This is a genomic window from Nocardioides sp. OK12 (genome assembly GCF_024341885.1).
Taxonomy (GTDB): domain Bacteria; phylum Actinomycetota; class Actinomycetes; order Propionibacteriales; family Nocardioidaceae; genus Nocardioides; species Nocardioides marinisabuli.
The window spans coordinates 1-24,421 of the sequence record NZ_BNET01000006.1; the positions used below are offsets into that span (position 1 = coordinate 1).

A 24,421-nucleotide genomic window follows, 5' to 3' on the forward strand; every position below is an offset into this window, starting at 1 on the left:
ACACCGGGAGGTCTTCACCCATCTACACATCAGATCGTGTCGTCACACGATCTCGACCAACGTGCCTGGTCATCACAACTAGGCCACCCCCTCTCCAGCACGCGTGCGGCGTGCTCGAGCGGCCACGGGTCCTGGGTGTCGATCATCCGGGTGATCACGCCGGTCACGAGCGCGAGCGCCGCGTCAGTCAGGTCGTCGTTGGCCAGCGAGTCGTCGAGCCCGGCGCGTACGGCGACCAGCGGGCCTCCACGCGCTCGCGCCAGGCCCGGGCGTGGTCGCGACCGGCCTGGACGCACGCCCGGCGCAGCATCTCGGCCCGGTTGCCGTACTCGTGCATGAAGGTGCCGGGGCTGATCCGCACCACCGCTGCGATCCGACGCTGGCTCGGGCCACGCAGGCCCTCCTCGACCACGAGCGCGTTGATCGCGTCGACGATGTCGGAGGTACGGCTGAACTCGTTGAGTGGTCGCATCGCTGGAGTCGACCACCCCGGCCGCCGGACCGCGACCGCTCCTCCACAGGCACCCCACCCTCCCCGTTCGTCGATCGGTCGACCAACGTCGCGCCGCGTTGTTCAACCGATCGACGAATCGAGAAGGTGGGGGTGGTGAGGGCCGCCGTCGTCAGAGGCGGTCGCGGTCGTGCGGGGTGTCCCAGAGCGACTCGTCGGGGCCCTTGGGCACCACGCCGGTGGGGTTGATGTCGGTGTGCACGACGTAGTAGTGCGCCTTGATCTGGTCGAAGTCGATCGTGTCGCCGAACTCCGGGATCGAGTAGAGGTCGCGGGCGTAGCCCCACAGGTTCGGCATCTCGGTCAGCTTGTTGCGGTTGCACTTGAAGTGCCCGTGGTAGACCGCGTCGAAGCGCACCAGGGTGGTGAAGAGCCGCACGTCGGCCTCGGTGACCGTCTCCCCCATCAGGTAGCGGCGGGTCGCGAGCCGCTCCTCGAGCCAGTCGAGAGCCTCGAACAGCCGGTCGTAGGCCGCCTCGTAGGACTCCTGGTCACCGGCGAAGCCGCAGCGGTAGACGCCGTTGTTGACCTCGGTGAAGACCCGCTGCATGACCTCCTCCATCTCCTCGCGGCGATCGGCCGGCCAGAGGTCGGGGGCGTCGGGGCGGTGGTGCTCGCGCCACTCGAAGAACAGGTCGTGGGTGATCCACGGGAAGTCGTTGGTGACCAGCTTGCCGGACTCGACCTCGACCATCGCCGGGACCGTGATCCCGCGCGGGTAGTCGGGGAAGCGCGCGAAGTACGCCTCCTGGAGCCGCTCGATGCCCAGCACCGGGTCCTTGCCCCCGGGGTCGAGGTCGAAGGTCCACGACCGCTTGTCGTGGGTCGGGCCGGGCGTGCCCAGCGAGATCACGTCCTCGAGCCCGAGGAGACCCCGCACGATGATCGAGCGGTTGGCCCACGGGCACGCCTTCGCCGCCACCAGGCGGTAGCGCCCCGGTTCGACCGGCCACAGCTCGCCCTCGACGGGACCGTGCTCGGGACGCCGGGCGCCTCGGGTGATCCGGTCGGGCACGTAGTTCATGTCCCGGTCGAAGCCGCCGGCCTCGACGTACGTCGGCTTCAGGTCCTCAGTCATCCCACCAGGTTAGGTGAAGGATCAACCATCGGGCTCACCCGCGGTCGAACGCCCGCGCGACCTCGAGGAGGCGGTCGTTGGCCTCGACCTCACCGACGGAGACCCGGCAGCCCTCGCCGGCGAAGGGCCGCACCACGATGCCGGCCTCGTCGCAGGCGGCCGCGAACGCGGCGGTGCGCTTCCCGAGGGCGAACCAGACGAAGTTGCCCTGCGCGTCGGGCACGTCCCACCCCGCGGCCCGCAGGCCCGACTCGACCCGGTCGCGCTCCGTGACCAGCGCGTCCACCCGCTCCATCAGCGCCTCGCTCGCCTCCAGCGAGGCCAGCGCGGCGGCCTGGGCGACCGAGGAGACGCCGAAGGGCAGCGAGACCGCGCGCAGCGCGCCGGCGACCTCGGCGTGCGCGACGGCGTACCCGACGCGGAAGCCGGCGAGCCCGTAGGCCTTGGAGAAGGTGCGGAAGAGCACCACGTTGGGGTGCGCGCGGTAGGTGGCGAGGCCGTCGACGGCGTCGTCCATCCGCACGAACTCCAGGTAGGCCTCGTCGACGACGGCCACCACGTGCGCGGGCACCCGGGCCAGGAACGCGTCGAGCTCAGCCTGGGTGACCGCCGGCCCGGTGGGGTTGTTGGGGGTGCAGACCATCACCACACGGGTGCGCTCGGTGATCGACTCGGCCATCGCGTCGAGGTCGTGGTGGCCGTCGGCGCGCAGCGGCACCTGCACCGACCGGGCGCCCGCGGCCGTGACCGCGATCGGGTAGGCCTCGAAGGAGCGCCAGGCGTAGACGACCTCGTCGCCCGGCTCGCAGAAGGCCTGCAGCAGCTGGTAGATCAGCGCGACCGAGCCGGTCGCCGCCGCCAGGTCCTCGACGGGCACCCCGAGCCGCTGCGCCAGGGCCTCGTAGAGCGCCCGGCTGCCCATGTCGGGGTAGCGGTTCATCGACTCGACGGCCCGGGTGGCGGCCTCCACCACGCCGGGCAGCGGCGGGTAGGGGTTCTCGTTGCTGGAGAGCTTGTACGTCGTCAGGCCGGGCCGCGGGGTGGGCGGCTTGCCGGGGACGTAGGCCGGGATGTCGCCGATGTGCGAGCGCGGCCGGGGCGTCGAGGGGGTGCTCATGGGCGCCACCCTAGTCAGCGCCCACCCCGCGGGTGGCGGGCCCGCCACGGGCGCAGCACGACCACCAGCACCAGCCCGACGGCCACCCCCAGCGCCGCCCCGGTCACGTTGTCGACGACGTCGGTGACGTCGCAGGCCCGGTCGATGCGGGCCAGCTCGAGCTGGGTCCACTCGATGCCCACCGAGTACGCCGCGAGCGCGGTCAGCCCCAACGGCACCGTGACCCACCCCGAGCGCCAGCGCGCAGCCACCACGACCAGCAGGGCGCCCGACGGCACGAAGACGAGCACGTTGAGCAGCCGCTGGCCCCCGGAGAGGATCCAGAACCCGTCGGGGGCGGGACCACCGAGGTCGAAGGAGCACACCCCGAGCCGCTCGTCGGCGTACACGACACCGGGATCGGCCTGGGCGGGGAGCAGCGTGAGCAGCCCGATCACCACCAGCGACCAGAGCAGACCGGCGAAGGCCCAGGCCCACACGACACCGGTGCGCCGCTGCAGCAGGAGCGCGAGGCCGGCGAGCAGCAGGCCCGAGGCAGCGGTACCCGCCAGCATGACCTCCACCCCACCGACCGGCACCACGCCCGAAGCCTACGGAAACGGCCGCTCCCGCCCGACCCGGCACCCGGGTTCCTGACACACTCGGACACGTGCGCTTCGTGACCTGGCTCCTGACCAACGCCATCGCCCTCGCGGCGGCCGCCTGGCTGCTCGACGGCATCCGCTTCACCCCCCGCGACGCCGAGCTGGCCGACAAGGCCCTGGCGCTGCTGGTGGTCGCGGCGATCCTCGGCACCGTCACCGCGGTGCTCAAGCCGGTCCTCAAGCTGCTCGCGCTGCCGCTGATCATCCTCACCCTGGGGCTGTTCCTGCTGGTCATCAATGCCGCGATGCTGCTGCTCACCGACGAGATCGCCGCGCTGCTCGACATCGGCTTCAAGGTCACCGGCTTCTGGCCCGCCGTGGGCGGGGCGATCGTGATCACCGTCGTGACCTGGGCCGTCGACAACGTGATCGGCTCCGAGCGGTGAGCCCCGCGCCGGCCGCGCTGCCCCCGCCGCGCCAGCCCGGGCGCTACGCCGTCGCCCTGGTCTGCCTGGGCAACATCTGCCGCTCGCCGATGGCCGACGTGGTGCTGACCCGCCGCGTCGACGAGGCCGGGCTCACCCCGGTGGTCTCGGTCGCCAGCGCCGGCACCGCCGGGTGGCACACCGGCAAGCCGATGGACAGCAGGGCCGCCGCCACGCTGCTGGCCGCCGGCCACGACCCCAGCGCCCACCGGGCGCGCCAGGTCGACCCGGGCTGGCTGGAGCAGCACGACCTGGTGCTGGCGATGGACGAGCAGAACCTCGCCGACCTCGGTGGTCCCGCCGAGCGCCGTCGACTCTACCGCGACCTCGACCCCGTCGGCACCGGTGGCGAGGTGCCTGACCCCTACTACGGTGGGGACCAGGGATTCGAGGAGGTGCTGGCGATGGTCGAGCGCACGAGCGCCGCGATCGTCTCCGCGCTGCAGCAGGAGCCGGCCCTGCAGCACCACCCGGACACGCAGCGGCCGACGGGGCGGCCGTGACCCGCCAGCCCGCGCTCGCCCGTCGCGCCGAGGAGCTGCTCGGCTCCGCGGTGGTGGCCACCGCCCCGGTCGCCGGAGGCGACGTGGCCCGCGCGACCAAGCTGCGGCTCTCCGACGGCACCACGGCGCTGATGAAGACGCTGTCGCAGGCGCCGGACGGCTTCTTCGAGGCGGAGGCCCGCGGGCTGGGGTGGCTGGCCGAGGCCGAGGGCGGCGTGCAGGTGCCGGCGCTGCTGGCCAGCGCACCGGACTGCGTGATCCTGCGCTGGATCGAGCCCGGCCGGGTCACCGCCGACGCCGCCGCCGACCTCGGGCGCGCCCTGGCCCACACCCACGCGGCCGGCGCACCGTCGTACGGCGCGCAGCGCGACGGCTTCATCGCCCGCCTGCCGCTGCCCCAGCGCCCCACCGACACGTGGGCGGAGTTCTACGCGGTGCGGCGGGTCCTGCCCTACCTCAAGCTGGCCCGCGACCGGGGCGCCGTCACCGACAGCCACGTCGCCACCGTCGAGCGCCTCGTGGGCCGCCTGACCGCGCTGCTGCCCGAGGAGCCGCCCGCCCGGCTGCACGGCGACCTGTGGAACGGCAACGTGCTCTGGGGCACCGACACCACCAGCGGCGCCGCGCCCGGGGCCCCCGCCTCGCCCTGGGTCGTCGACCCGGCGGCGTACGGCGGGCACCGCGAGGTCGACCTGGCGATGCTGGCGCTCTTCGGGCTCCCGCACCTGCCGGTGGTGCTCGCGGCCTACCAGGAGACCCACCCGCTCGCCGAGGGCTGGGAGGACCGGGTCGCGCTGCACCAGGTCTTCCCGCTGCTGGTGCACGCCTGCCTGATGGGTGGCGGGTACGGCGCCCGCGCCGCCCACGTGGCCTCGCGCTACCTCTGAGCCCGGCGGCGGTAGACCGCCCGCGCCGTGGTCGTGCCCGCGTCCGCGACGACCACGTGGCTGCGCTCGACGCCGTCGGACCAGCGCTGGAAGCGCCACACCCGGCCCCGGTGGCGCTGCTTGCGCGGCGCGCTCACGCTGACCCGGGAACCCTCGATGAAGGTGCCGGTCCACCCCGCGCCGCGCGTGCGGTGCGTCTCGCCGGCCACCGTCACCCGCAGCCCGCGCGGGCGGCTGCGCACCCGCAGCCGGGCGGTGCTCGGGTCCAGGCGCACCGACTCCGTGCTGGTCAGCCCCCGCGCGTCGGTGGCGCGGTACTGCACCAGCAGGTGCGAGGGGTGCTCGTGGTCGGAGGCGACGAGGTCGGGGTCGGTGCCGGAGCCCACGACCTCGTGGGAGTGGCAGACGTCGTGGGGGCAGTGCCGCACGACCACCGACCAGGAGACGTCGACCTCGGAGCCGTCCGGGTCGGTCGCGGTGGCGCCGAGCGCGATGGTGTCGCCGACCGCCCAGCCCCGGCCGGCGCCGGGGTCGTCGACCTGGATCTCGGGCGGCCCCAGGTCGCCGGGGTGCAGCCGCAGCGTGGCCACGTCGGACGTCGCCGCGTCGCTGACCCGCACGTGCACCAGCGCGTCGCGGTCCTCCTCGAAGACCGCCTCGGCGCGCGGGCCGTCGGCGTCGTCGAACTGCCCGTCGTCGTCGAGGTCCCAGGCGAAGGTGAGCTCGTCGCCGTCGGGGTCGCTCGAGCCGCGGGCGTCGAGGGCGACCGTGAGCGGCAGGGCGCCCCAGGTGCGGTCGGCCTCGACCTCGGCCCGCGGCATCCGGTTGCCGCGGGCGAAGTGGAGGCGGCGCAGCGAGCCGCCGCGCTCCTCGAAGTTGCCGACCTCGTCGACGCCGAGGCTGAGGTAGTAGAGGTCGCCCTCGGGGCCGGTGAGCAGGTCGACCGGGCTCGCGGCGCCCTCGAGGAACGGCTGCACCCGACCGGGGTCGGGCAGGCCGTCCGCGCCGGCCTTCATCACCCAGATGCACTGGCGGGAGAAGTCGGAGAAGAACAGGGCGCCGTCGTAGCGGTCGGGGTAGCCCTCGCCGGTGGGGATCTGGACCCCCGAGATCGACGAGGAGCCGGTCGGGCAGCTCTCCCCGGCGACGGTCTCGGTGCGCGGGTAGGCGAAGTAGGGGGTGTCGGCCGAGCGCTCCTGGTAGAGCGACTCGCACAGCGGCAGGTCGACGGAGTCGAAGCCGGGGTTGCGCCCGGGGCCCTCGTAGCAGGGCCAGCCGAAGTTCTCGGCCCGCCCGCCGGTGCGGAACCGGTCGATCTCCTCGAAGCCGCCCTGCCCGACGTCGCCGACCCAGACCTCGGGCTCCCCGGCGCCCGCAGCGGGACGGAAGCCGAAGCGGAAGGGGTTGCGCATCCCGTATGCCACGATCCGCTCCGCGTTGGCGTCGCCGTCCCCGGCGAACGGGTTGCCCGGGGCGCCCAGGCCGGTGTCGGGATCGATCCGGATCACGCTGCCCGACAGCCCGACCGCGTCCCCGCGGGTGCGGATGTCCTGCGAGCGCAGCGAGCCGCCCTCGCGGTCGGGGTCGCCGCACGGGTTGCCCTCCTCGCCCCAGAAGGGCGCCTCGACCTGGCCGTGGTCGACCTGCGAGTAGTGCGCGCCCTCGCCGGCGCTGGCGTAGAGGTAGCCGTCGGGTCCGAAGCGCAGCGACCCGGTCGCGTGGCTGGGGTACTGCATGCACCAGTCCTCGACCAGCACCTCCTCCTCGCCGCTCATCCGCCAGGAGCCGCCGACGTCCTGCGCGGTGAGCCGGCTCAGCCGCCCGCTGGCCACGCAGCCGCTCTGCTCCGCGCCCGGTCCGCCGTCGGCGGGGTCGGGGCACTCGTCGTAGTAGGAGCCCGGCGTCCCCCAGCGCGGCGCCGGCTCGGGGTCGCCGAGCACGTGGTCGTAGGCGTAGAGCACGTAGACGTAGGGCCGGCGCGGGAAGCCGGGGTCGACGGCGATGCCGAGCATGCCGCGGTCGAAGAGGTTGTGGACCTCGGCGTTGAGGTCGGCGAAGAGCTGCGGCGCCTCGCCGGGACCGGCCACGACCTTGACCACCCCGCTCTTCTCGGCCACGAAGATCTCGCCGTCGGGCGCGAACGCGGCGCCCGTGGGGATGTAGAGGTCGTCGACGACGACGCGCTCCTCGAAACGTCCCGGCATCCGGGGCGCACCGGTGGTGGGCTGCGCCCGCTCCTGGCCGGCCACCGCCACCGGGGTCGTCACCGGGGTCGTCTGGTCGTTCGGTCCGGTGCCCAGCAGCAGCGGCAGCACCAGTGCACCCGCCGCGAGTCCCTGCAGCCTCATGCCAACCCCCCATGGTCGTCCCGGCCACGGTAGGTCCCCACGGGCCCCGTTGTCCGCTGTTCACGCTCGCGACTCCCAGGGCCCGACTCTCAGGACGCCTTCAGGGGTTCCTGGCAGAGTTGGGGCCGTGACCGCCCCCGACGCCTCCTCGACCAGCCGCTCCACGGTGCTCGTCGTCGACGACGACAAGGCGGTGCGCGAGTCGCTGCGCCGTTCGCTGGAGTTCAACGGGTACGCCGTCGCGCTGGCCACCGACGGCGCGGAGGCGTTGGCGGGGATCGCCGCGGCGCGCCCCGACGTCGTGGTGATGGACGTGATGATGCCGCGCCTCGACGGGCTCGAGACCACGCGCGCGCTGCGGGCGGCCGGCAACGACGTGCCGATCCTGGTGCTCACCGCCCGCGACGCCGTCGGCGACCGCGTCGACGGGCTCGACGCCGGCGCCGACGACTACCTGACCAAGCCCTTCGCGCTGCAGGAGCTGCTCGCGCGGCTGCGCGCCCTGCTGCGCCGCACCGTGCCGGTCTCGGCGGAGGCCGAGGAGACGCTCGTCTTCGCCGACCTCAGCATGAACACCGCGACCCGCGAGGTGCGCCGCGGCGACCGGCAGATGGAGCTGACCCGCACCGAGTTCGCGCTGCTCGAGATGTTCCTGCGGCGCCCGCGCCGGGTGCTGGAGCGCTCGTTCATCCTCGAGGAGGTGTGGGGCTACGACTTCCCCACCACCGCCAACTCCCTCGAGGTCTACGTCGGCTACCTGCGCCGCAAGACCGAGGCGGCGGGCGAGAGCCGGCTGCTGCACACCGTGCGCGGCGTGGGCTACGTGCTGAAGGAGTCATGACGCCGGCGCCCGGGCGGTCCCGGCGCCTCGGCTTCCGGCGCTCGCTGGCCGGCCGGGTCACCCTGCTGACCACCATGGCCGTGGGGCTGACCGTCGCCCTGGTGGCCGCCGGCACCTACCTGACCATGCGGATGCAGCTGCAGGACAGCCTCGACGAGTCGCTGCTCGACCGGGCCCGCGCCGCCGCCAGCGCCGACGCACTGCAGCAGCTGACGGTCGCCAACGACATCCCGTCGTGGGCGCTGGGAGCCGGCGACATCCGCATCGCCTTCCTGACCGCGGAGCCGGAGCCCGAGGTCGTCTCGGCCGACCGCAGCCCCGACGCCGCGCGGATCGCGCTCGGCGACCCCGAGACGCTGGTGGCGCTGCGGGGGCGCGGCTCGAGCCTGCGCACCGTCGAGGCGGGCGGCGAGCGGTTCCGGGTCGTGGCGGTGCCGGCGCAGAGCACCGGCCAGGCGCTGGTGATCGCCCAGTCGCTCGAGGCGCAGGAGAAGGTGCTGGCCAAGGTGGGCGTCGTGACGCTCCTGCTCGGCCTCGCCGGGGTGGTGCTCGCGGGGTTCGCCGGGTGGGGCGTGGCGCGCAACGGGCTCAAGCCCGTGCGCCGCCTGACCGGCGCCGTCGAGACCATCGCGCGCACCGAGCAGCTCACCCCGATCCCGGTCGAGGGCGACGACGAGATCGCCCGGCTCTCGACCTCCTTCAACCAGATGCTCGCCGCGCTCGAGGCCTCCCGCGACCGCCAGCGCCGGCTGGTCGCCGACGCCGGCCACGAGCTGCGCACCCCCCTCACCTCCCTGCGCACCAACATCGACCTGCTCAGCCAGGCCACCGCCGCCGACGACGACCCGCACGCGCTGCACCTGCCGCCCGAGGCCCGCCAGGAGCTGATGGACGACGTGCGCGCGCAGACCGAGGAGCTGACCACCCTCATCGGCGACCTCGTCGAGCTGGCCCGCGACGAGCCGCTCGCCCACGTCGTGGAGACCATCGACCTCGCCGAGCTGGTCGAGCACGCGGTCGCGCGGGTGCGCCGCCGCGCCCCGGGGGTGCGCTTCGAGGTGCACACCGCTTCCTGGGAGGTCGTCGGCGAGTCCGGCACCCTCGAGCGCGCGGTCACCAACCTGCTCGACAACGCCGCCAAGTGGAGCCCCGCCGGCGGCACGGTGCGGGTGCACCTGGCCGACGGCGAGCTCAGCGTCGACGACGAGGGCCCCGGCATCGCCGAGCACGACCGGCCCCACGTCTTCGAGCGGTTCTACCGCGCCGAGGAGTCCCGCTCCATGCCCGGCTCCGGGCTCGGCCTCGCGATCGTGGCCCAGGCCGCCGAGCGGCACTCGGGCTCGGTGCGCGCCGAGGCGTCGGCGCACGGCGGGGCGCGGCTGGTGCTGCGGCTGCCCGGACGGCCGCCGGCACCGCGCGACCTCTAGGGTCGGCGCGTGGACCTCTCCTTCTTCACCCGCGACGGCGACGTGCTCGTGCCGACCGAGATGGCGCTGAGCAGCTGGTCGGGCGACCAGCTGCACGGGGTGGCCGTCAGCGGCGCGCTGGGCCGGGCCGCCGAGCAGGCCGTCGAGGCCATCGGGCGCGCCGAGCTGGTGCCGGTGCGGCTGACCGTCGACCTGTTCCGCGCCACCCGGATGCGGCCCTGCCGCCTCGAGACCACCGTCGTGCGCGAGGGACCGCGGCTGTGCCTCGTCGACGTGCACCTGCTCCAGGACGGCGACGACACAGAGGACGGGCCGGTCGCGACCGCGCGCGCCTCGGTGCTGTTCCTGCGCACCGGCGAGGCGCCGACCGGCGAGGTGTGGATGCCGCAGGACGCGCCGCAGCCGCCCCCGGTCGAGGTGGCCCCGGTCTCCGACCAGCCGCACGTGCCCTACCTGCGCAGCGACGCCGACTGGTCGCAGAACTTCCGCGAGCACCAGAACGCCGGCCGCAAGACGACCTGGAACACCCCGCCCGCGATCGTCTCGGGCGAGCCGCTGACCGGCTTCCAGGCCGCCGCGGCGATGGCCGACGGCACCAGCCTGACCAGCAACTGGGGCAGCCGGGGCGTCGAGCACATCAACGCCGACATCACCCTGACCCTGGCCCGGCGGCCGGTCGGGGTCACCGTGGGCCTGCACGCCACCGACCGCGTCGAGCACGACGGCATCGCGGTGGGCACCGCGACCCTCTTCGACCGCGAGGGCCGCCTGGGCACGACCGTGGTCACCGCGATGAGCAACACCAAGCGCTCGGTCGACCTCGGCTCCGACGACCGGGCCCGCGGCGACGACGTCTGAGGCGGTGCCTGAGGTGGGTCCGAGGGGGCCCGCTCAGGCCTCGTTGGTGTTCGGGTCGCGCCACTCCCGCTCGAAGGGCAGGCGCCAGGCCCGCGGGGCGATGAGCTGGTGGATGGCGTTGGGGCCCCACGAGCCGGGCGGGTAGCTGCGCACCGGCGGCGGGTCCTCGAGCAGCGGCGCCGACTTGGCCCACAGCTCCTCGATGCCGTCGGCGGTGGTGAAGAGCGTGTGGTCGCCGCGCATCGCGTCGTGGATCAGCCGCTCGTAGGCCTCGAGCACCAGGCCCGAGGACGGGGTGTCGTGGGTGGCGAACTGCATCGAGAGCTTGTCGAGCTTCATGCCCGGGCCCGGGCGCTTGCCGTAGAACGACAGCGACATCCGCGACTGGTCGGCCAGGTCGAAGGTCAGGTGGTCGGGTCCGTGCCTGCCCACGCCCGAGCCGGCCGGGAACATCGTCAGCGGCGGCTCCTTGAAGGCGATGGAGATGATCCGCGCGCTCTCAGCGAGCTTCTTGCCGGTGCGCAGGTAGAACGGGACGCCGGCCCAGCGCCAGTTGTCGATCTCGACGCGCAGCGCCGTGAAGGTCTCGGTGTCGGAGTCATCGGCCACCTCGTCCTTGCCGCGGTAGCCGGCGTACTGCCCGCGCACCACGTGGTGCGGCTCGATCGGCTTCATCGAGCGGAAGACCTTGAGCTTCTCGTCGCCGATCGGGTCCTGGGTCAGCGACGTCGGCGGCTCCATCGCCATGAACGTCAGCACCTGCATCAGGTGGGTGACGACCATGTCGCGGTAGGCGCCCGTGGCCTCGTAGAACGACGTACGGCCCTCGAGGCCCAGCGTCTCGGGCACGTCGATCTGCACGTGGTCGATGAAGTTGCGGTTCCAGATCGGCTCGAAGAGGCCGTTGGCGAAGCGGAAGGCCAGGATGTTCTGGGCGGCCTCCTTGCCCAGGAAGTGGTCGATGCGGAAGACCTGCGACTCGTCGAAGACCTCGTGCACGCGGGCGTTGAGCGCCTTGGCCGACTCCAGGTCGGTGCCGAAGGGCTTCTCCATCACCACCCGCGAGCGCTCGACCAGGCCGCACTCGTCGAGCTGCTTGAGCACGTCGAGGGCGGCGCTCGGCGGCACCGAGAGGTAGTGCAGGCGGCGCTTGTCGTGGATGTCGCCCGGCAGCAGCGTCTCGGCCCGGTAGACCTCGTCGCGCAGCGCCTCCGTGCCGGCGCCCTGCGAGACGTAGCTCAGCATCGCCGCGAAGTCGTGCCAGGTGTCGGCGTCGAAGTCGTCCTTGGCGAACTCCTGGCAGGCCTTGCGCGCCAGGTCGACGAAGTCGTCGTCGGTCATGTCCTCCAGCGAGGTGCCCACGATCTTGGCGTCCCTGAGCAGGTCGGCCTGGAAGAGGTGCAGCAGCCCCGGCAGGAGCTTGCGCCTGGCCAGGTCCCCGGTGGCGCCGAACAGGACGACGACGTGCGGCTTCTCCATGGCCCCGAGGCTAACGGTCCCTTGTTACGCGTCGAAGACGGCCAGCAGCCGGTCGGCCTTCAACCGGGCCTCGGCCCACTCGTCCTCGACCTCGGAGAGCACCGTGACGCCCCCGCCGGTGCCGAGGCGCCAGGTGCCGTCGCCGCGGGTGCTCAGCGCCCGGATGACCACCCCGAGGTCGGCGCGCCCGTCGGCGCTGAGCCACCCGAAGGCGCCGGCGTACGCGCCGCGGGGGCTCTCCTCGACCGCGTCGATGACCTCCATCGTGCGCAGCTTGGGCGCCCCGGTCATCGACCCCGCCGGGAAGAGGGCGCGCAGCGCCCCGACCGTGGTCACCTCCTCGCGCAGCCGCCCGCGCACCACGCTGACGAGCTGGTGGAGGCTGGCGTAGGTCTCGACCTCCATCAGCGTCGGCACCTGCACCGAGCCGGGCTCGCAGACCCCCGCCACGTCGTTGCGCAGCAGGTCGACGACCATCAGGTTCTCGGCGCGCTGCTTGGGGTCGCCGGCCAGCCGCTCGCGCAGCGCGGTGTCGCTCGCGGCGTCGGCCCCGCGCGGGGCGGTGCCCTTAATCGGCTTGGTCTCCAGCACCCGGTCGGCCCCCACCAGCGCGTAGCGCTCGGGGCTGCTGCTCAGCAGCCACCCGCGCGCGCCCGCCACGTCGTGCTGCAGGAAGCCGGCGTACGGCGCCGGGTTCAGCGCCCGCAGCCGCAGGTAGGCCGCGACCGGGTCGAGGCCCGAGACGACCTCCTCGCGCAGCGTCAGGTTGACCTCGTAGGTGTCGCCGGCGTGCAACCGCTCCTGGACCTCCGCGAACGCCGCCCGGTAGGCCGCGGACGCAGGTCGAGGAGGTGGCCCAGCCACCGTCTCGAGACCCCCCAGGCCCGCCGCCACGTCCGGGTGCTCGAAGAACCGCACGTGGCTCGGTCGCATCCACACCGCGTCGGGCACGTCGAGCGACGGGCGGGCCGGCAGGTCGGGGCGGCAGGCGTAGCCCAGGTGGCCGAACCACTGGTCGGCCGGGCCGCCGGCGGCCAGCTCGGCCTCGAGCACCGCGAAGACGTCGTCACCGACCACCTCGGCGCGCCCGCCGCTGTGGCGGGTCACCTCGCGGCGCCCGGCGTCGTAGGTCAGCGACACGTCGTCGGGCTCGCACCAGCCCAGGATCGAGCGGCGCCCCGACCACTCCCGCGCCCCGCCGCCGTCGAGCCAGAAGCAGCGCTCGTGGGTCGCCGCCACCTGCTCGAAGACCGCCACCGGGTCGCTCGGGGGGCCGCTCACCGGGTGCCCCGCAGGAAGGAGGCGACCAGGGCGGCGCCGTGGCGCGACAGGACCGACTCGGGGTGGAACTGCACGCCCTCGAGCGGCAGGTCGCGGTGGCGCACCCCCATCACCACCGGCGGGTCCTCGGGGGTGGCGCCGGCGCAGGTGGCGCTCACCTCGAGGCACGCGGGCACCTCGAGCGCGGCCAGGGAGTGGTAGCGCACCACCTCGAAGCCCTGGGGCAGGCCGGTCAGGACGCCGCGCCCGTCGTGGGTCAGCGCCGAGACGGTGCCGTGGGCGGGGGGCACCCGGCCCACGCGGCCGCCGTACGTCGTGACCAGCCCCTGCATCCCCAGGCACACGCCGAGCACCGGCCGGGTGGCGCGGCGCAGCACCTCGACGCCGACGGCGAAGTCGCGCGGGTCGTCGGGGCGCCCGGGACCCGGCGAGAGGACGACGTGGCTGTGGCGCAGCACGTCGTCGGGGTCGCTCTCGTCGTGCTGGACCACCCGCGGCAGCCGGCCGGTGACCTCGGCGACCAGGTGCACCAGGTTCTGGGTGTAGGAGTCGTGGTGGTCGACCACGACCACGTCGGGGGCGCTCACCAGCCCGCACCGACCGGGAAATGCGACAAGCCCGGTGGATCTGGGGGGCAGTCTCCACCGGGCTCCGACCCGCGTCGCGTGTCGAGGCGAAACACTACCCGGGCCAGACCGGGAAGCATCCTCCGATCGGTCATTCTTGACCGACGAGCAGGTCACGCACGAGCGTGTGGAGCAGGTCGAAGCCGTTCTGGGTCAGGATCGACTCGGCGTGGAACTGGATGCCGCGGTAGTGCGGCCCGCGCAACGCGTGCACGTCGCCGGTCGCGGGGTCGGTGTCGACCTCGACGCCCTCGGGCAGCACCGTGTCCTCGCCGACCCGGCCGACGAAGGTGTTGTAGAAGCCGACCCGCTCGGTGCGACCGGCCAGCCGCACCGGCGACTGGGTGCCCTGGAAGACGATGTCCTTGTAGGCCAGCGGCAGCCCGAGCTGGTGGCACAGTGCCTGGTGGCCCAGGCAGACCGCGAGGAACGGCTGCTCGGCGGCCAGCAGCGAGGCGACCGCCGCGCGCAGGTTCTGCATCTTGGGGTCGGTGTCGTCGCGGGGGTCGCCGGGCCCGGGGCCCACGACGACCAGGTCGTGCCCGTCGAGGCAGCCCGGCTCGTAGTCCTCGTGGCGCACCACGGTGCTGCTCAGGCCGATCACGCCCATCACGTGGCGCAGCATGTTCACGAAGTCGTCCTCGCCGTCGAGGATGACCACGCTGCGCCCGGCCAGGCGGGGGTCGGGGTCCTCGTCGGCCTGGTCGGTCAGCCAGAACGACGAGAGCCGGCGGTTGCGGGCGTTGAGGGCGATCAGCACGTCCTCGTCGGCGGCCAGCTCGGCCACCGGCACGTCGGGCGCCGGCGCCGCGGGCACCAGCCCGAAGGCACTGAGGATGCCGCCGGCCTTGGCGTGCGTCTCGGCGACCTCGTACGCCGCGTCGGAGTCGCGCACCAGGGTGGCCCCGGCGGTCACCTTGAGGTTGCCCTCGAGGTCGACGTCGGCGCTGCGGATCACGATCGGGCTGTCGACGACCGGCCCGCCGCGCTCGTCGCGGCCCAGGATCGCCAGGGCCGCGCCGTAGTATCCGCGCCCCTCCGACTCGTAGGCCTTGATCAGCCGGCAGGCGTTCTCGACGGGGCTGCCGGTGACGGTGGCGGCGTACATCGTGTCGCGCAGCACCTCGCGCGGGTCGCGGTCGGTGCGCCCGGCCAGCAGGTACTCGGTGTGCACGAGGTGGGTCATCGGCTTGAGGAACGGCCCGAGCACCTGGCCGCCCTCGTGGCAGATGTCGCACATCATCTTCAGCTCCTCGTCGACGACCATGAAGAGCTCGTAGATCTCCTTCTCGTCGCGCAGGAAGTCCATCAGCGGGCCCTTGACGTCGCCCTCGCGAGGGATGCGGAAGGTGCCCGAGATCGGGTTCATCCGCACGTCGCCGTCGTGGATCGAGACGTGCCGCTCGGGGCTGGCGCCGATGAGGAACCGGTCGCCGGTGAAGAAGACGTAGGTCCAGTAGGCGCCGCGCTCGCGCTCGAGCAGGCGCTTGAAGACGGTCAGCGCCGTCGCCACGCCCCAGTCGGCGACCTTCGCGCGGTAGTGGCGACCGACGACGAGGTTGGCGCCCTCGCCCTGGCCGATCTCGTCGCGGATGATCGTGTCGACGACCTTCGCGTACGCCGCGTCGTCGGTCTCGAAGCCGCCGCGGTCGGTGAACTCGACCCCGGTGTCGTCGATCGCCTCGACCACCTCGGCGACGGAGAACTCCAGCTCGGTCTCGACGTCGACGACCACCAGCGGGGTGCCGTCGTCGTGGGCCTCGAAGCCGCGCTCGGCGACCTGGCGGAACGGGATGGCCAGCAGTCGGTCGGCGATGTGGCCGTCGGCCGGGGCGCCCTCCTCGAGCGGGACGTCGAGCAGCGACTCGACGACGCTGCGCCGGCCCCCGACGAGCCCGACGGTGTCCTTGTCGCCGATCCGCGTGGAGCGCCGGATGATGGCCCACGCCTCGTGCCCCTGGATCGCCTCGATCGCGGCGCGGGCATCCCGGGTGGTGGGCTCAGTCATGCCCCGCAGCCTAGTTGCGCGGCTCGCCCCGGTCGGCAGCGCAGTCAGCCAGCAGACGGGCGAGCTCGTCGGGGCGGGTGTACATCGGCCAGTGACCCGCGTCGATGTCGACGTAGTCGACCTGCCGCGCCCTGGCCAGCTCGGGCACGTCGCCGGCCTCGACCCACTCCCTGGCCTGCTCGGGCGTGTACTCGGGGCACACCATGGTCACCGGCACGTCGTAGCGGCGTTCGTCGCGCAGCCGCACGACCCCCTGGGTGACCGCGGCCGGCACCGCGAGGGCCCCGGCCGCCACCTCCGCCTTGAGCTCCGCCGACATGTCGTCGGAGTCGGGACCCTCGAAGGGCTCCCAGCCGGGGAACGCCACCACGCCGTCGACGGGCTCGAAGAACCCGAAGTAGGTCTCGCCGTCCTCGGAGGGCATGCCCCCGACCAGCACCACCCGCGCCACCGCCCCCGGGCGGGCGTCGGCCGCGACCCAGGCCAGGGCGCAGGCCGCGGAGTGGCCGACCACCAGCACCGGCCCGTCGGCGGCGTCCACGGCCGCGACGACGGCCGCCACCTGGTCGTCGTACGTCGCGCCGGCGTCGCCGTCGCCCTGGCCGGGCAGGGTCAGGGCGACCGGGCGGTGCCCGAGCCGCTCCAGCTCGGGCACGACCTCGCGCCAGGCCGTCGCGTCGAGCCACATGCCGGCGATGAGCAGGATGTCCATGTCAGTCCTCGTCCCGGGTCAGGAAGGCCGTGAGGCCTCCTCACCCAAGGTAAAGCAGAGCGCCGACGTCGCGCTCAGGACACCGTCGTGAGCAGCTGCGTGGCGCGGGTCAGCACCACGTAGAGCGTCGCCCGACCGGTCTGCGACTCGTCCTCGATCTCCTGGGGGCGCACGACCACGATCCCGTCGAACTCCAGGCCCTTGGTGTCGAGACCGGTGAGCACCACGACCCGGTCCTCCCCCGACGGCGTGACCGAGGAGTCGACCGCGGCGCGGGCACCCTTCGCGTCGTCGGCGAGCTCGGGCCACGAGGCCAGCCACCCGTTGACCTGCGAGCGGCGCGCGGCCGCGACCACGACGCCGACGGTGCCGGCCACGCGGCCGGCGAGGTCGACGACGGCCTCGCGGACGGCGGCCTCGAGGTCGGGGGCGTCCTCGACGACCCGCGGCTCGACGCCGGTCGAGCGCACCGCGGTGGGCAGGTCGGCGTCGAGGCCGACCCGCTCGGCGTACGCCGCCGCGTGGGCGTAGATCTCGGAGGAGTTGCGGTAGTTGGTCGAGAGGTGGAACTCGTGCAGCGCCTTGCCCTCGATCGCCTCGGCGCGGGCCGCGGCCGACTCCTCGGGCACCGGCCAGGACGACTGGGCGGGGTCGCCGACGATGGTCCACGACGCGGTGCGCCCGCGGCGCCCGACCATCCGCCACTGCATCGGGGTGAGGTCCTGGGCCTCGTCGACGAGCACGTGGGCGAAGGGGTCGTCGTCGATCTTGTGGGTCGGCGGGGCCCAGGCCCGGCCGGAGGGCGCGTACTCGCGGTCCGCGGCGGTCATCAGCTCGGCCATGTCGTGCCCGCCGTCGAGCAGCGCGGTGTCGGAGAGCGACGCCTCGTCGTCGGTGCGCTCGGGCACGTCGCCGAGCGCGTAGCGCAGCTCGTCGAGCAGCGGCACGTCCTGGACCGTGAGGTCCTTGCCGACCGGGTGGTCGGGCAGGTCGGCCCACGACTTGGTGAGCACCCGCTGCTCCTCGGCCGAGAGGACGCCCTCGGCGACCCGGGCCAGCACCTCGGGCTCGCGCAGCCAGGCCAGCACCGTGGGCGCGTCGAGCGGCGGCCACCAGGCGGTGACGAAGTCGAGGAACCGCTGGTCGCCCAGCAGGTCCTCGTTGAAGGAGTCGCGGCCGCGCTCGCGCCCGCGCTCGCCGCGCACCTGGCGCCACAGCGCGTCGAGCAGCGCGCCGGGCACCCGGGGCAGCTGGCGGTTGCGGCGCCCCTGCGACATCAGCTGGCGCCGGATGCGGCCGAGCAGGCCGCGGTCGAGCACCAGCACGTCGTCGCGGTAGAAGGTGCGGAACTCCGTGGGGCTGCCGGGCGCCTGCTGGCGCGCGACGCGGCGCACGACCTCGGCCATCCGGGCCGCGCCCTTGACGTCGGCCACCGACGGGTCGTCGTGGCGGGTCGCGCGCACGCCGTCGACGACCTCGCCGAGCGAGCGCAGCGCGACCGCGGTCTCGCCGAGGCTGGGCAGCACCCGCTCGATGTAGCGCATGAAGACGCCGCTGGGCCCGACGATGAGCACGCCGCCGGTCTCGTAGCGGCGCCGGTCGGTGTAGAGCAGGTACGCCGCGCGGTGCAGCGCGACGACGGTCTTGCCGACGCCCGGGCCGCCGGAGATCGCGACGACGCCCTTGCCGGGCGCGCGGATCGCCTGGTCCTGCTCGGCCTGGATGGTGGCCACGATCGAGTGCATGGTGCGGTCGCGGGCCCGCGAGAGCTGCGCCATCAGCGCGCCCTCGCCCACGATCGGCAGGTCGGCGCCGGTCTCCTCGAGCGCCTCGGCGTCGAGCAGCTCGTCCTCGACGCCGACCACCTTCGGCCCCTCCGAGCGCAGCACCCGGCGGCGGATCACCTGCTGGGGCGTGGCCGCGGTGGCCTGGTAGAAGACCGCGGCGGCCGGGGCGCGCCAGTCGATGAGCAGCGAGTCGCGCTCGGCGTCACGCAGCCCGATGCGCCCGATGTAGCGCGGCTCGGGGTCGAGCCCGGGGTGCAGGTCGAGGCGCCCGAAGACCAGCCCCTCGTGGGCGGCGTCGAGCTGGGCGATGCGCCGCGCGGCCTGGTAGACCATCGCGTCGCGCTCGACCAGCCCGCCCTCGTGGCCCAGCCGGCCCCGGTCGTGGCCCTCCTTGGCCAGCGCCTGGGCCGCGGCCGACGACAGCGCGAGCTGCGCGTAGACCTTGTCGACGTACGCCTGTTCGCGCGCGGTCTCCTGCGCTGCGAGATCCTCGGTCAACGCCCGCATCCCCTTCACCGTGCTGCTCCTCGTGCAAGGAGAGGACTTTACCGGTCCCTGTCGGACGACGGCACGCCGACGCCCCCTGACGGGCTCAGGCCACCGGGCGGTAGAGCAGGATCGACCCCTCGAAGGGGCGCCCCCGGTCCTCGTAGAGGCGCACGTCGTAGGTGTCGCCTGCCAGCAGCTGACCGGCGATGCTGCTGCCGCCGCGCGCCGAGGAGCTCAGGCTCGAGGCGACGTCGTCGCTGCGCCGCCTCCCCGACTGCGCCTCGAGGCCGACGGTGCCGCCGTCCCAGGTGTAGCCGACCAGCACGGGCCCCTCGTCGGTCTCGACACGACGGGCGACCGGCTCGCCGTCCTCGGTGGCCGTCATCGCGCTCTCGAGCCGCCACCGGCGGCCGTCGTGCTCCACGACCTCGTCGACCGAGGCGCCGTCCACGGTGGTGGTCGCCGGTTCGGGGTAGGCCCCGACGCCCAGCACGGCCAGGGGGTCGTCGACCTCGGGGCCGTCCGAGCCGCGGGTCAGGTAGACGCGCAGGGTGTGCTCACCCCGGGCGATGCCGTCGCTCATCGACACCCATCCGCTCGGCAGGTCGAGCACCCCGTCGTCGTCACAGGGGCCCCGCAGGAAGGCAGACCTGCCGTCGAGGTCGACGTTGACCCACCCGCCCGAGACCGACGAGGTGCAGTACGTGGAGATCCGCACGACCTGGCGCCGTGGCAGGTCCAGGGGCAGCGACACCTCAGCGGCCCCGTCGCGGCTGAAGGCGGCGCCGAGGAGGTCCTCCCCGGCCACCTCCCCGCGGAACGCCGTCATCATGTCCGGGCCCACGACACCACCGGGCACGGTGCCGGTCGGCTCGTAGATCGCCAGCCCGACCTGCGCCTCAGGGCCCAGGTCCTCGAGCCTCACGGTCAGCTCGGTCGTCACCGGGCCCAGCGGCGTCGGGGGCTGCACCGACCCGTCGCCCAGGACCCTCGCCACCCCGTCCTGAGGGTAGACGAGCGTCGCCACCCCGCCGTCGAGGTCGGAGGCGGCCAGCGACACCACCCGCCACCCCTCGCTCGGCGGCAGCGGCACCCGGACCCGCCCGTCGGCGGAGGACACCGCGACCGTCTCGGCGAGCTCGTACTCGCGCCCCAGGACCATCACGGCGCCGGGCACCTCCTGCCCACCGACGGTGCGCGGCCCCCCGGCGGGCTCGGGGCCGTCCCCACCACCGACCGGGCCGAGGGCGGCCAGGCCGACACCGGCGGCGAGCACCACCGCGGCCAGCGCCCCGGCCGCCGTACGCCGCCGGCGGCGCAGGCCGCGCACCCGCTCGTGCACCGCCACCACCCGCGGCGAGGCGCCCGGGTCGTCGACCCTGTGGGCGTGGGCCTCGAGGGTGCTGCGCAGGTCGTCGACGGAGCTCATGAGCGGTCCTCGGTCTCGGTCTCGGGAAGGCTGGTGCGGGGCGAGGGGGCCAGGGACGGGTCGATCCGCAGCTTGGCGAACGCCTTGGAGGTCTGGCTCTTGACGGTGCCGACCGAGCAGCCGAGCACCTGGGCGGTCTGGGCCTCGGTGAGGTCCTCGAAGTAGCGCAGCACCACGACGGCCCGCTGCCGGCGCGGCAGCCGCTCCATCGCCGTCCACAGGTCGTGGCGCTGCCCCACCGCCTCGGCCTGGTCGGGGGTGCCGCCCTGCTCGGGCAGCTCGTCGGTGGCGTGCTCGCCGTTCCAGCGCCGCCGCCACCAGGTGGCGTACGTGGTGACCAGGATCCGGCGCACGTAGGCCTCGTGCTGGTCGATGCGCTCCCACGCGAACCACGCCTTGGCCAGCGCGGTCTGCAGGAGGTCCTCGGCCAGCGCGTGGTCGTGGGTCAGCAGGTACGCCGTGCGCAGCAGGCCGGCGGAGCGCGCGAGCACGAAGTCGTCGAAGGCGACGCTCCGGCTGCTCGCCGGGGAGTGCGGCACGGCTCCTCCTGGTCGGGACGGGCCCGAGCGCGTCCCGGTGGGGGTGGTGGTCATGTCCGGGAGGACCACCCGAGGATCATGGAAGGTTGCCTCCCGGCGGCTACAGTCTCGCGCCGTGACCGATCCTCTCGTGCCGAGCGCTGCGACCCGCCGCCGCAGCCCCTGGCCCGCGGTGGTGCTGGCGCTGCTGCTGGTCGGCATGGTCAGCGCCGCGACCGGCGGGGACCGCTCGGGGCCGCCGGAGGCGCTCACCCCGGTCTCCTCGTCCACCGACGACCGGCCCAACATCGTGCTGTTCTCCAGCGACGACCAGCGCCTCGACGAGATGGTCTTCCTGCCGCAGGTCCGCGCGCTCCTCGGCGAGCACGGGCTGACGATGAGCGAGGCGATCACCCCGCACCCGCTGTGCTGCCCGGCCCGGGCCGAGATCCTCACCGGCCAGATGGCCCAGAACAACGGCGTGCGCACCAACTTCCCGCCCCAGGGCGGCTACGCGGCCTTCGACCCGTCGTCGACGATCGGCACCGACCTGACCCGGGCCGGCTACAACACCGCCTTCCTGGGCAAGCCCCTCAACGGCTACGACGAGGGCGACGGGCGCGACCCGGGCTGGACGATCTTCAACGCCACCAGCCACGGCTACTCCGACTACTACGACTTCACCCAGTTCGACGGGGACCGCAAGGTCAAGGTCGAGGGCTACTACACCGACTACCTCGCCGAGAAGGCCGTCGAGTACGCCGGCGAGCTCAGCGACATGGACGACCCCTTCTTCCTGTGGGTCAGCCACTTCGCCCCGCACCCCAGCAAGGGCCGCTCGGGCTGCCACGACGCCAGCTGCAAGAACGCCCCGCCGGCGCTGTCGCCGTCGTACGAGGCCAGCTCGCGGCTGCTGGGCCGGACTCCCATGCAGGAGGAGGCCGACCGGCTCGCCGACACGATCCTCGACTCCCCCGCCTACCGCGAGCGCGACCGCTCCGACAAGCCGCACCTGGTGCGCCGCCAGGCGGGCACCTCCGACGCCAAGGTGCGCCGCCTCGTGCGGGCCCGCGCCGGGGCGCTGGCCTCGCTCGACGACGCCTTCGCCCGGCTGGCCGCCCAGCTGCGCGCCGACGGCGAGCTCGACAACACCTACGTCGTCTTCGTCACCGACAACGGCTACACGCTCGGTGAGCACGGCTGGTTCGGCAAGACCCTGCCCTACGAGCAGAACCTGCGGATGCCGATGCTGGTCGCCGGCCCGGACGTCGAGGCCGGCGCCACCAGCGACGTGGCCGTCAGCATCGTCGACCTGGCCGCGACCTTCCTCGACATCGCCGGCGCCGACAGCGACCGCCGCCTCGACGGGGTCTCGCTGCTGCCGACCTGGACCGGGCGCTCCACCCGGGCGCTGCACCCGGGCGGGATGCTCATCCAGGGCGGTCCGTTCAAGCCCGAGACCGGCCCCCGGGGCTGGCTCTACCGGGGCGTGCGCACCGAGCGCTACACCTACGCCCGCCACGTCGACGGGACCGTCGAGCTCTACGACCGCGAGCGCGACCCGCACGAGGTCGCCTCGGTGGCCGGGCGGGCGTCGTACGCCGCCGTGGAGCGCGAGCTGGCCCGCCGCACGGCCGTGCTGGGCCGCTGCTCGGGGCCGCGCTCGTGCAACCGTGACTTCGGACCGCTGCCGCAGCCGAGCTGAGCCGAGGTCCCGATGAACCGCACGCCCACCCTCTCCGCGCCGCGGCTCCCACGGCCGCTGGTGGCGGCCCTCGTCGCCCTGGTGGTGCTGATCGGCCTCGCCGCCGTCGTCGAGCTGCGCTCCCAGCAGCGCGCCGAGCGGCCCAACATCGTGCTGATCACCACCGACGACCAGCGCCTCGACGAGATGCAGTTCCTGCCCGAGACCCAGCGGCTGCTCGGCGGGGCCGGGCTGACCTTCGACAACGCGTTGACCCCGCACCCGCTGTGCTGCCCGGCACGTGCGGAGCTGATGACCGGCCAGCTGGCGCAGAACAACGGGGTGCGCGGCAACTTCCCGCCCCAGGGCGGCTTCGCGGCCTTCGACTCCAGCCAGCACGTCGGCACCTGGCTCAGCGACGCCGGCTACCGCACGGCGTTCGTCGGCAAGATGCTCAACGGCTACGGCAAGAACGACGGGCGCCTGCCCGGCTGGTCGATCTTCAACGCCACCAGCCACGGCTTCGCCGACTACTACGACTTCGTGCAGTACGACGAGGACGAGGCGGTGCAGGTCGACGGCTACTACACCGACTACATCGGAGAGAAGGCCGTCGAGTACGCCGCCGACCTCGCCGACGGTGACGACCCGTTCTTCATGTGGGTCAGCCACTTCGCCCCGCACCCCGCACGCCAGCGCTCGACCTGCAAGTCCGAGACCTGCGGCACCGAGCCGCCGCTGCCCTCGCCGCAGCAGCGCAAGCAGCAGGAGCGCACCGGCAAGCTGCCGCACCAGGACCGCGCCGACGCGCTGGCCCGCTCGATCATCGAGTCGCCCGCCTTCAACGAGGCCGACGTCTCCGACAAGCAGCGCCTGGTGCGTCGCCAGGACCGGCTGGCCGAGGGCAAGGTGGTGCGCAGCGCCCGCGGCCGCGCCGCGGCCCTCGACGCGCTCGACCAGACCATCGCGCCCCTCATCGACCAGCTGCGCGAGTCGGGCGAGCTCGACAACACCTACATCGTGCTGGTGACCGACAACGGCTTCCAGCTGGGCGAGCACCGCTGGTTCGGCAAGATCCTGCCCTACGAGGAGAACGTCCGGACCCCGATGCTGGTGCGCGGCCCGGGCATCGAGGCCGGCACCACCACCGACGCGACGGCCACGATCGTCGACCTGGTGCCCACCTTCCTCGACATCGCCGACGCCACGCCGACCCTCGAGCAGGACGGCCGCTCGATGCTCGACCTGTGGCGCGGCGAGGAGGACGACGACCTGCACCCCGGCGGCGTCCTGCTGCAGGGCGGTCCCTACAAGCCCGAGACCGGCGAGACGGGCTGGCTCTACCGGGGCGTGCGCACCGATCGCTACACCTGGGTGCGCTACCACGACGGCTTCGTCGAGATGTACGACCGCCAGCGCGACCCCGAGCAGCTCACCTCGGTCAGCGGCCGCCCCCGCTACGCCGCCGTCGAGACCGAGCTCGAGCGCCGCGCCGAGCTCCTCTCCGACTGCGCCGGCCCCGAGGAGTGCAACCAGGACTTCGGCCCGCTCCCCGAGCCGGGCGTGGGCTGAGCCGGCCGTGGGTTGAGCCGGCCGAGCGGTCACTTTCGAACCATCGACCAGTCAGGTTCGAACCCTCGACCGGTCACTCCCGGCCCCTCCACCGGGGGCGGGCACGGCGGCGTACGCCACGCCGCGAGCCGGCCGGTTCGAACGAGCCGGCTCGGCGCGCTGTCGGGTGAGCAGCGAGGGCCGGAGCCCCATGGCGT

21 protein-coding genes are annotated in these 24,421 nt (G+C 73.8%); 8 read left to right on the plus strand and 13 right to left on the minus strand.

The features are described from left to right. Positions 1-187 precede the first annotated feature (187 nt). The 4 genes from OCU29_RS15405 to OCU29_RS15420 form a co-directional block, all read right to left on the minus strand. The gene (locus tag OCU29_RS15405; protein ID WP_261820611.1) at positions 188-472 is read right to left on the minus strand and encodes a TetR/AcrR family transcriptional regulator; all 285 of its coding nucleotides are present in this window, start codon (positions 470-472) and stop codon (positions 188-190) included. Between the two features lie 151 nt (positions 473-623). Next, positions 624-1,589, minus strand: coding sequence for a glutathione S-transferase family protein (locus OCU29_RS15410; protein WP_261820612.1), 966 nt, complete (start codon positions 1,587-1,589; stop codon positions 624-626). Positions 1,590-1,623: 34 nt separating this feature from the next. After that, the gene (gene hisC, locus OCU29_RS15415; protein ID WP_261820613.1) at positions 1,624-2,706 is read right to left on the minus strand and encodes a histidinol-phosphate transaminase; all 1,083 of its coding nucleotides are present in this window, start codon (positions 2,704-2,706) and stop codon (positions 1,624-1,626) included. 14 nt (positions 2,707-2,720) lie between these two features. After that, the gene (locus OCU29_RS15420; RefSeq protein WP_261820614.1) at positions 2,721-3,287 is read right to left on the minus strand and encodes a VanZ family protein; all 567 of its coding nucleotides are present in this window, start codon (positions 3,285-3,287) and stop codon (positions 2,721-2,723) included. 68 nt (positions 3,288-3,355) lie between these two features. Between OCU29_RS15420 and OCU29_RS15425 the strand changes: the two genes are divergently transcribed. The 3 genes from OCU29_RS15425 to OCU29_RS15435 are packed head-to-tail and all read left to right on the plus strand — an operon-like array spanning position 3,356 to position 5,165. Further along, positions 3,356-3,736, plus strand: a complete 381-nt coding sequence (locus OCU29_RS15425; RefSeq protein WP_179614684.1) for a phage holin family protein — start codon at positions 3,356-3,358, stop codon at positions 3,734-3,736. Then, a complete protein-coding gene (locus OCU29_RS15430; protein WP_261820615.1) occupies positions 3,733-4,278 on the plus strand; it encodes a low molecular weight protein-tyrosine-phosphatase in 546 nt (181 codons plus the stop codon). The genes OCU29_RS15425 and OCU29_RS15430 overlap by 4 nt, the downstream gene beginning before the upstream one ends. Beyond that, the gene (locus tag OCU29_RS15435; protein ID WP_261820616.1) at positions 4,275-5,165 is read left to right on the plus strand and encodes a fructosamine kinase family protein; all 891 of its coding nucleotides are present in this window, start codon (positions 4,275-4,277) and stop codon (positions 5,163-5,165) included. Before OCU29_RS15430 ends, OCU29_RS15435 begins: the two co-directional genes overlap by 4 nt. Here the strand turns inward: OCU29_RS15435 and OCU29_RS15440 are convergent. Further along, positions 5,156-7,513 carry a sorbosone dehydrogenase family protein gene (locus OCU29_RS15440; protein ID WP_261820617.1) on the minus strand — a complete coding sequence of 786 codons (2,358 nt, stop codon included), beginning with the start codon at positions 7,511-7,513 and terminating at the stop codon, positions 5,156-5,158. The genes OCU29_RS15435 and OCU29_RS15440 overlap by 10 nt on opposite strands. A gap of 127 nt (positions 7,514-7,640) precedes the next feature. Between OCU29_RS15440 and OCU29_RS15445 the strand changes: the two genes are divergently transcribed. Genes OCU29_RS15445 through OCU29_RS15455 form a run of 3 tightly spaced genes read left to right on the plus strand, consistent with a single transcriptional unit; the run spans position 7,641 to position 10,639 of the window. Next, entirely contained in the window at positions 7,641-8,354 is a 714-nt protein-coding gene (locus OCU29_RS15445) for a response regulator transcription factor (RefSeq protein ID WP_276529361.1), read from the plus strand. Next, positions 8,351-9,781 carry a HAMP domain-containing sensor histidine kinase gene (locus tag OCU29_RS15450; RefSeq protein ID WP_261820618.1) on the plus strand — a complete coding sequence of 477 codons (1,431 nt, stop codon included), beginning with the start codon at positions 8,351-8,353 and terminating at the stop codon, positions 9,779-9,781. Before OCU29_RS15445 ends, OCU29_RS15450 begins: the two co-directional genes overlap by 4 nt. 9 nt (positions 9,782-9,790) lie before the next feature. Continuing rightward, a complete protein-coding gene (locus OCU29_RS15455; RefSeq protein WP_258017129.1) occupies positions 9,791-10,639 on the plus strand; it encodes a thioesterase family protein in 849 nt (282 codons plus the stop codon). A 33-nt stretch (positions 10,640-10,672) separates the two neighbouring features. On the opposite strand, the gene zwf is transcribed toward OCU29_RS15455, so the two are convergent. From zwf to OCU29_RS15495, 8 genes are all read right to left on the minus strand, one after another. Then, positions 10,673-12,118: a glucose-6-phosphate dehydrogenase gene (zwf, locus tag OCU29_RS15460; protein ID WP_179614689.1), complete on the minus strand. Its 1,446-nt coding sequence runs from the start codon at positions 12,116-12,118 to the stop codon at positions 10,673-10,675. A 24-nt stretch (positions 12,119-12,142) separates the two neighbouring features. Next, the gene (locus OCU29_RS15465) at positions 12,143-13,399 is read right to left on the minus strand and encodes an anthranilate synthase component I family protein (protein WP_261820619.1); all 1,257 of its coding nucleotides are present in this window, start codon (positions 13,397-13,399) and stop codon (positions 12,143-12,145) included. Continuing rightward, complete coding sequence (locus OCU29_RS15470; RefSeq protein ID WP_261820620.1) at positions 13,396-13,986, minus strand: aminodeoxychorismate/anthranilate synthase component II; 591 nt, start codon at positions 13,984-13,986, stop codon at positions 13,396-13,398. The genes OCU29_RS15465 and OCU29_RS15470 overlap by 4 nt, the downstream gene beginning before the upstream one ends. A gap of 130 nt (positions 13,987-14,116) precedes the next feature. Then, positions 14,117-16,033: an anthranilate synthase family protein gene (locus tag OCU29_RS15475; protein ID WP_261820621.1), complete on the minus strand. Its 1,917-nt coding sequence runs from the start codon at positions 16,031-16,033 to the stop codon at positions 14,117-14,119. Between the two features lie 10 nt (positions 16,034-16,043). Next, on the minus strand, positions 16,044-16,745 hold the full coding sequence (locus OCU29_RS15480; RefSeq protein WP_261820622.1) for an alpha/beta fold hydrolase: 702 nt from the start codon (positions 16,743-16,745) through the stop codon (positions 16,044-16,046). A 74-nt stretch (positions 16,746-16,819) separates the two neighbouring features. Next, positions 16,820-19,039, minus strand: coding sequence for a UvrD-helicase domain-containing protein (locus OCU29_RS15485; protein WP_179617229.1), 2,220 nt, complete (start codon positions 19,037-19,039; stop codon positions 16,820-16,822). Between the two features lie 85 nt (positions 19,040-19,124). Further along, positions 19,125-20,450 carry a hypothetical protein gene (locus OCU29_RS15490; protein WP_261820623.1) on the minus strand — a complete coding sequence of 442 codons (1,326 nt, stop codon included), beginning with the start codon at positions 20,448-20,450 and terminating at the stop codon, positions 19,125-19,127. Beyond that, entirely contained in the window at positions 20,447-20,989 is a 543-nt protein-coding gene (locus OCU29_RS15495; protein WP_258017130.1) for a SigE family RNA polymerase sigma factor, read from the minus strand. Before OCU29_RS15495 ends, OCU29_RS15490 begins: the two co-directional genes overlap by 4 nt. A gap of 115 nt (positions 20,990-21,104) precedes the next feature. Here OCU29_RS15495 and OCU29_RS15500 point away from each other — a divergent pair, with 115 nt between their 5' ends. Together OCU29_RS15500 and OCU29_RS15505 are read left to right on the plus strand one after the other, a co-directional pair. Continuing rightward, a complete protein-coding gene (locus OCU29_RS15500; protein WP_261820624.1) occupies positions 21,105-22,673 on the plus strand; it encodes a sulfatase in 1,569 nt (522 codons plus the stop codon). Between the two features lie 12 nt (positions 22,674-22,685). Next, positions 22,686-24,224, plus strand: a complete 1,539-nt coding sequence (locus OCU29_RS15505) for a sulfatase (RefSeq protein WP_261820625.1) — start codon at positions 22,686-22,688, stop codon at positions 24,222-24,224. Positions 24,225-24,421 lie beyond the last annotated feature (197 nt).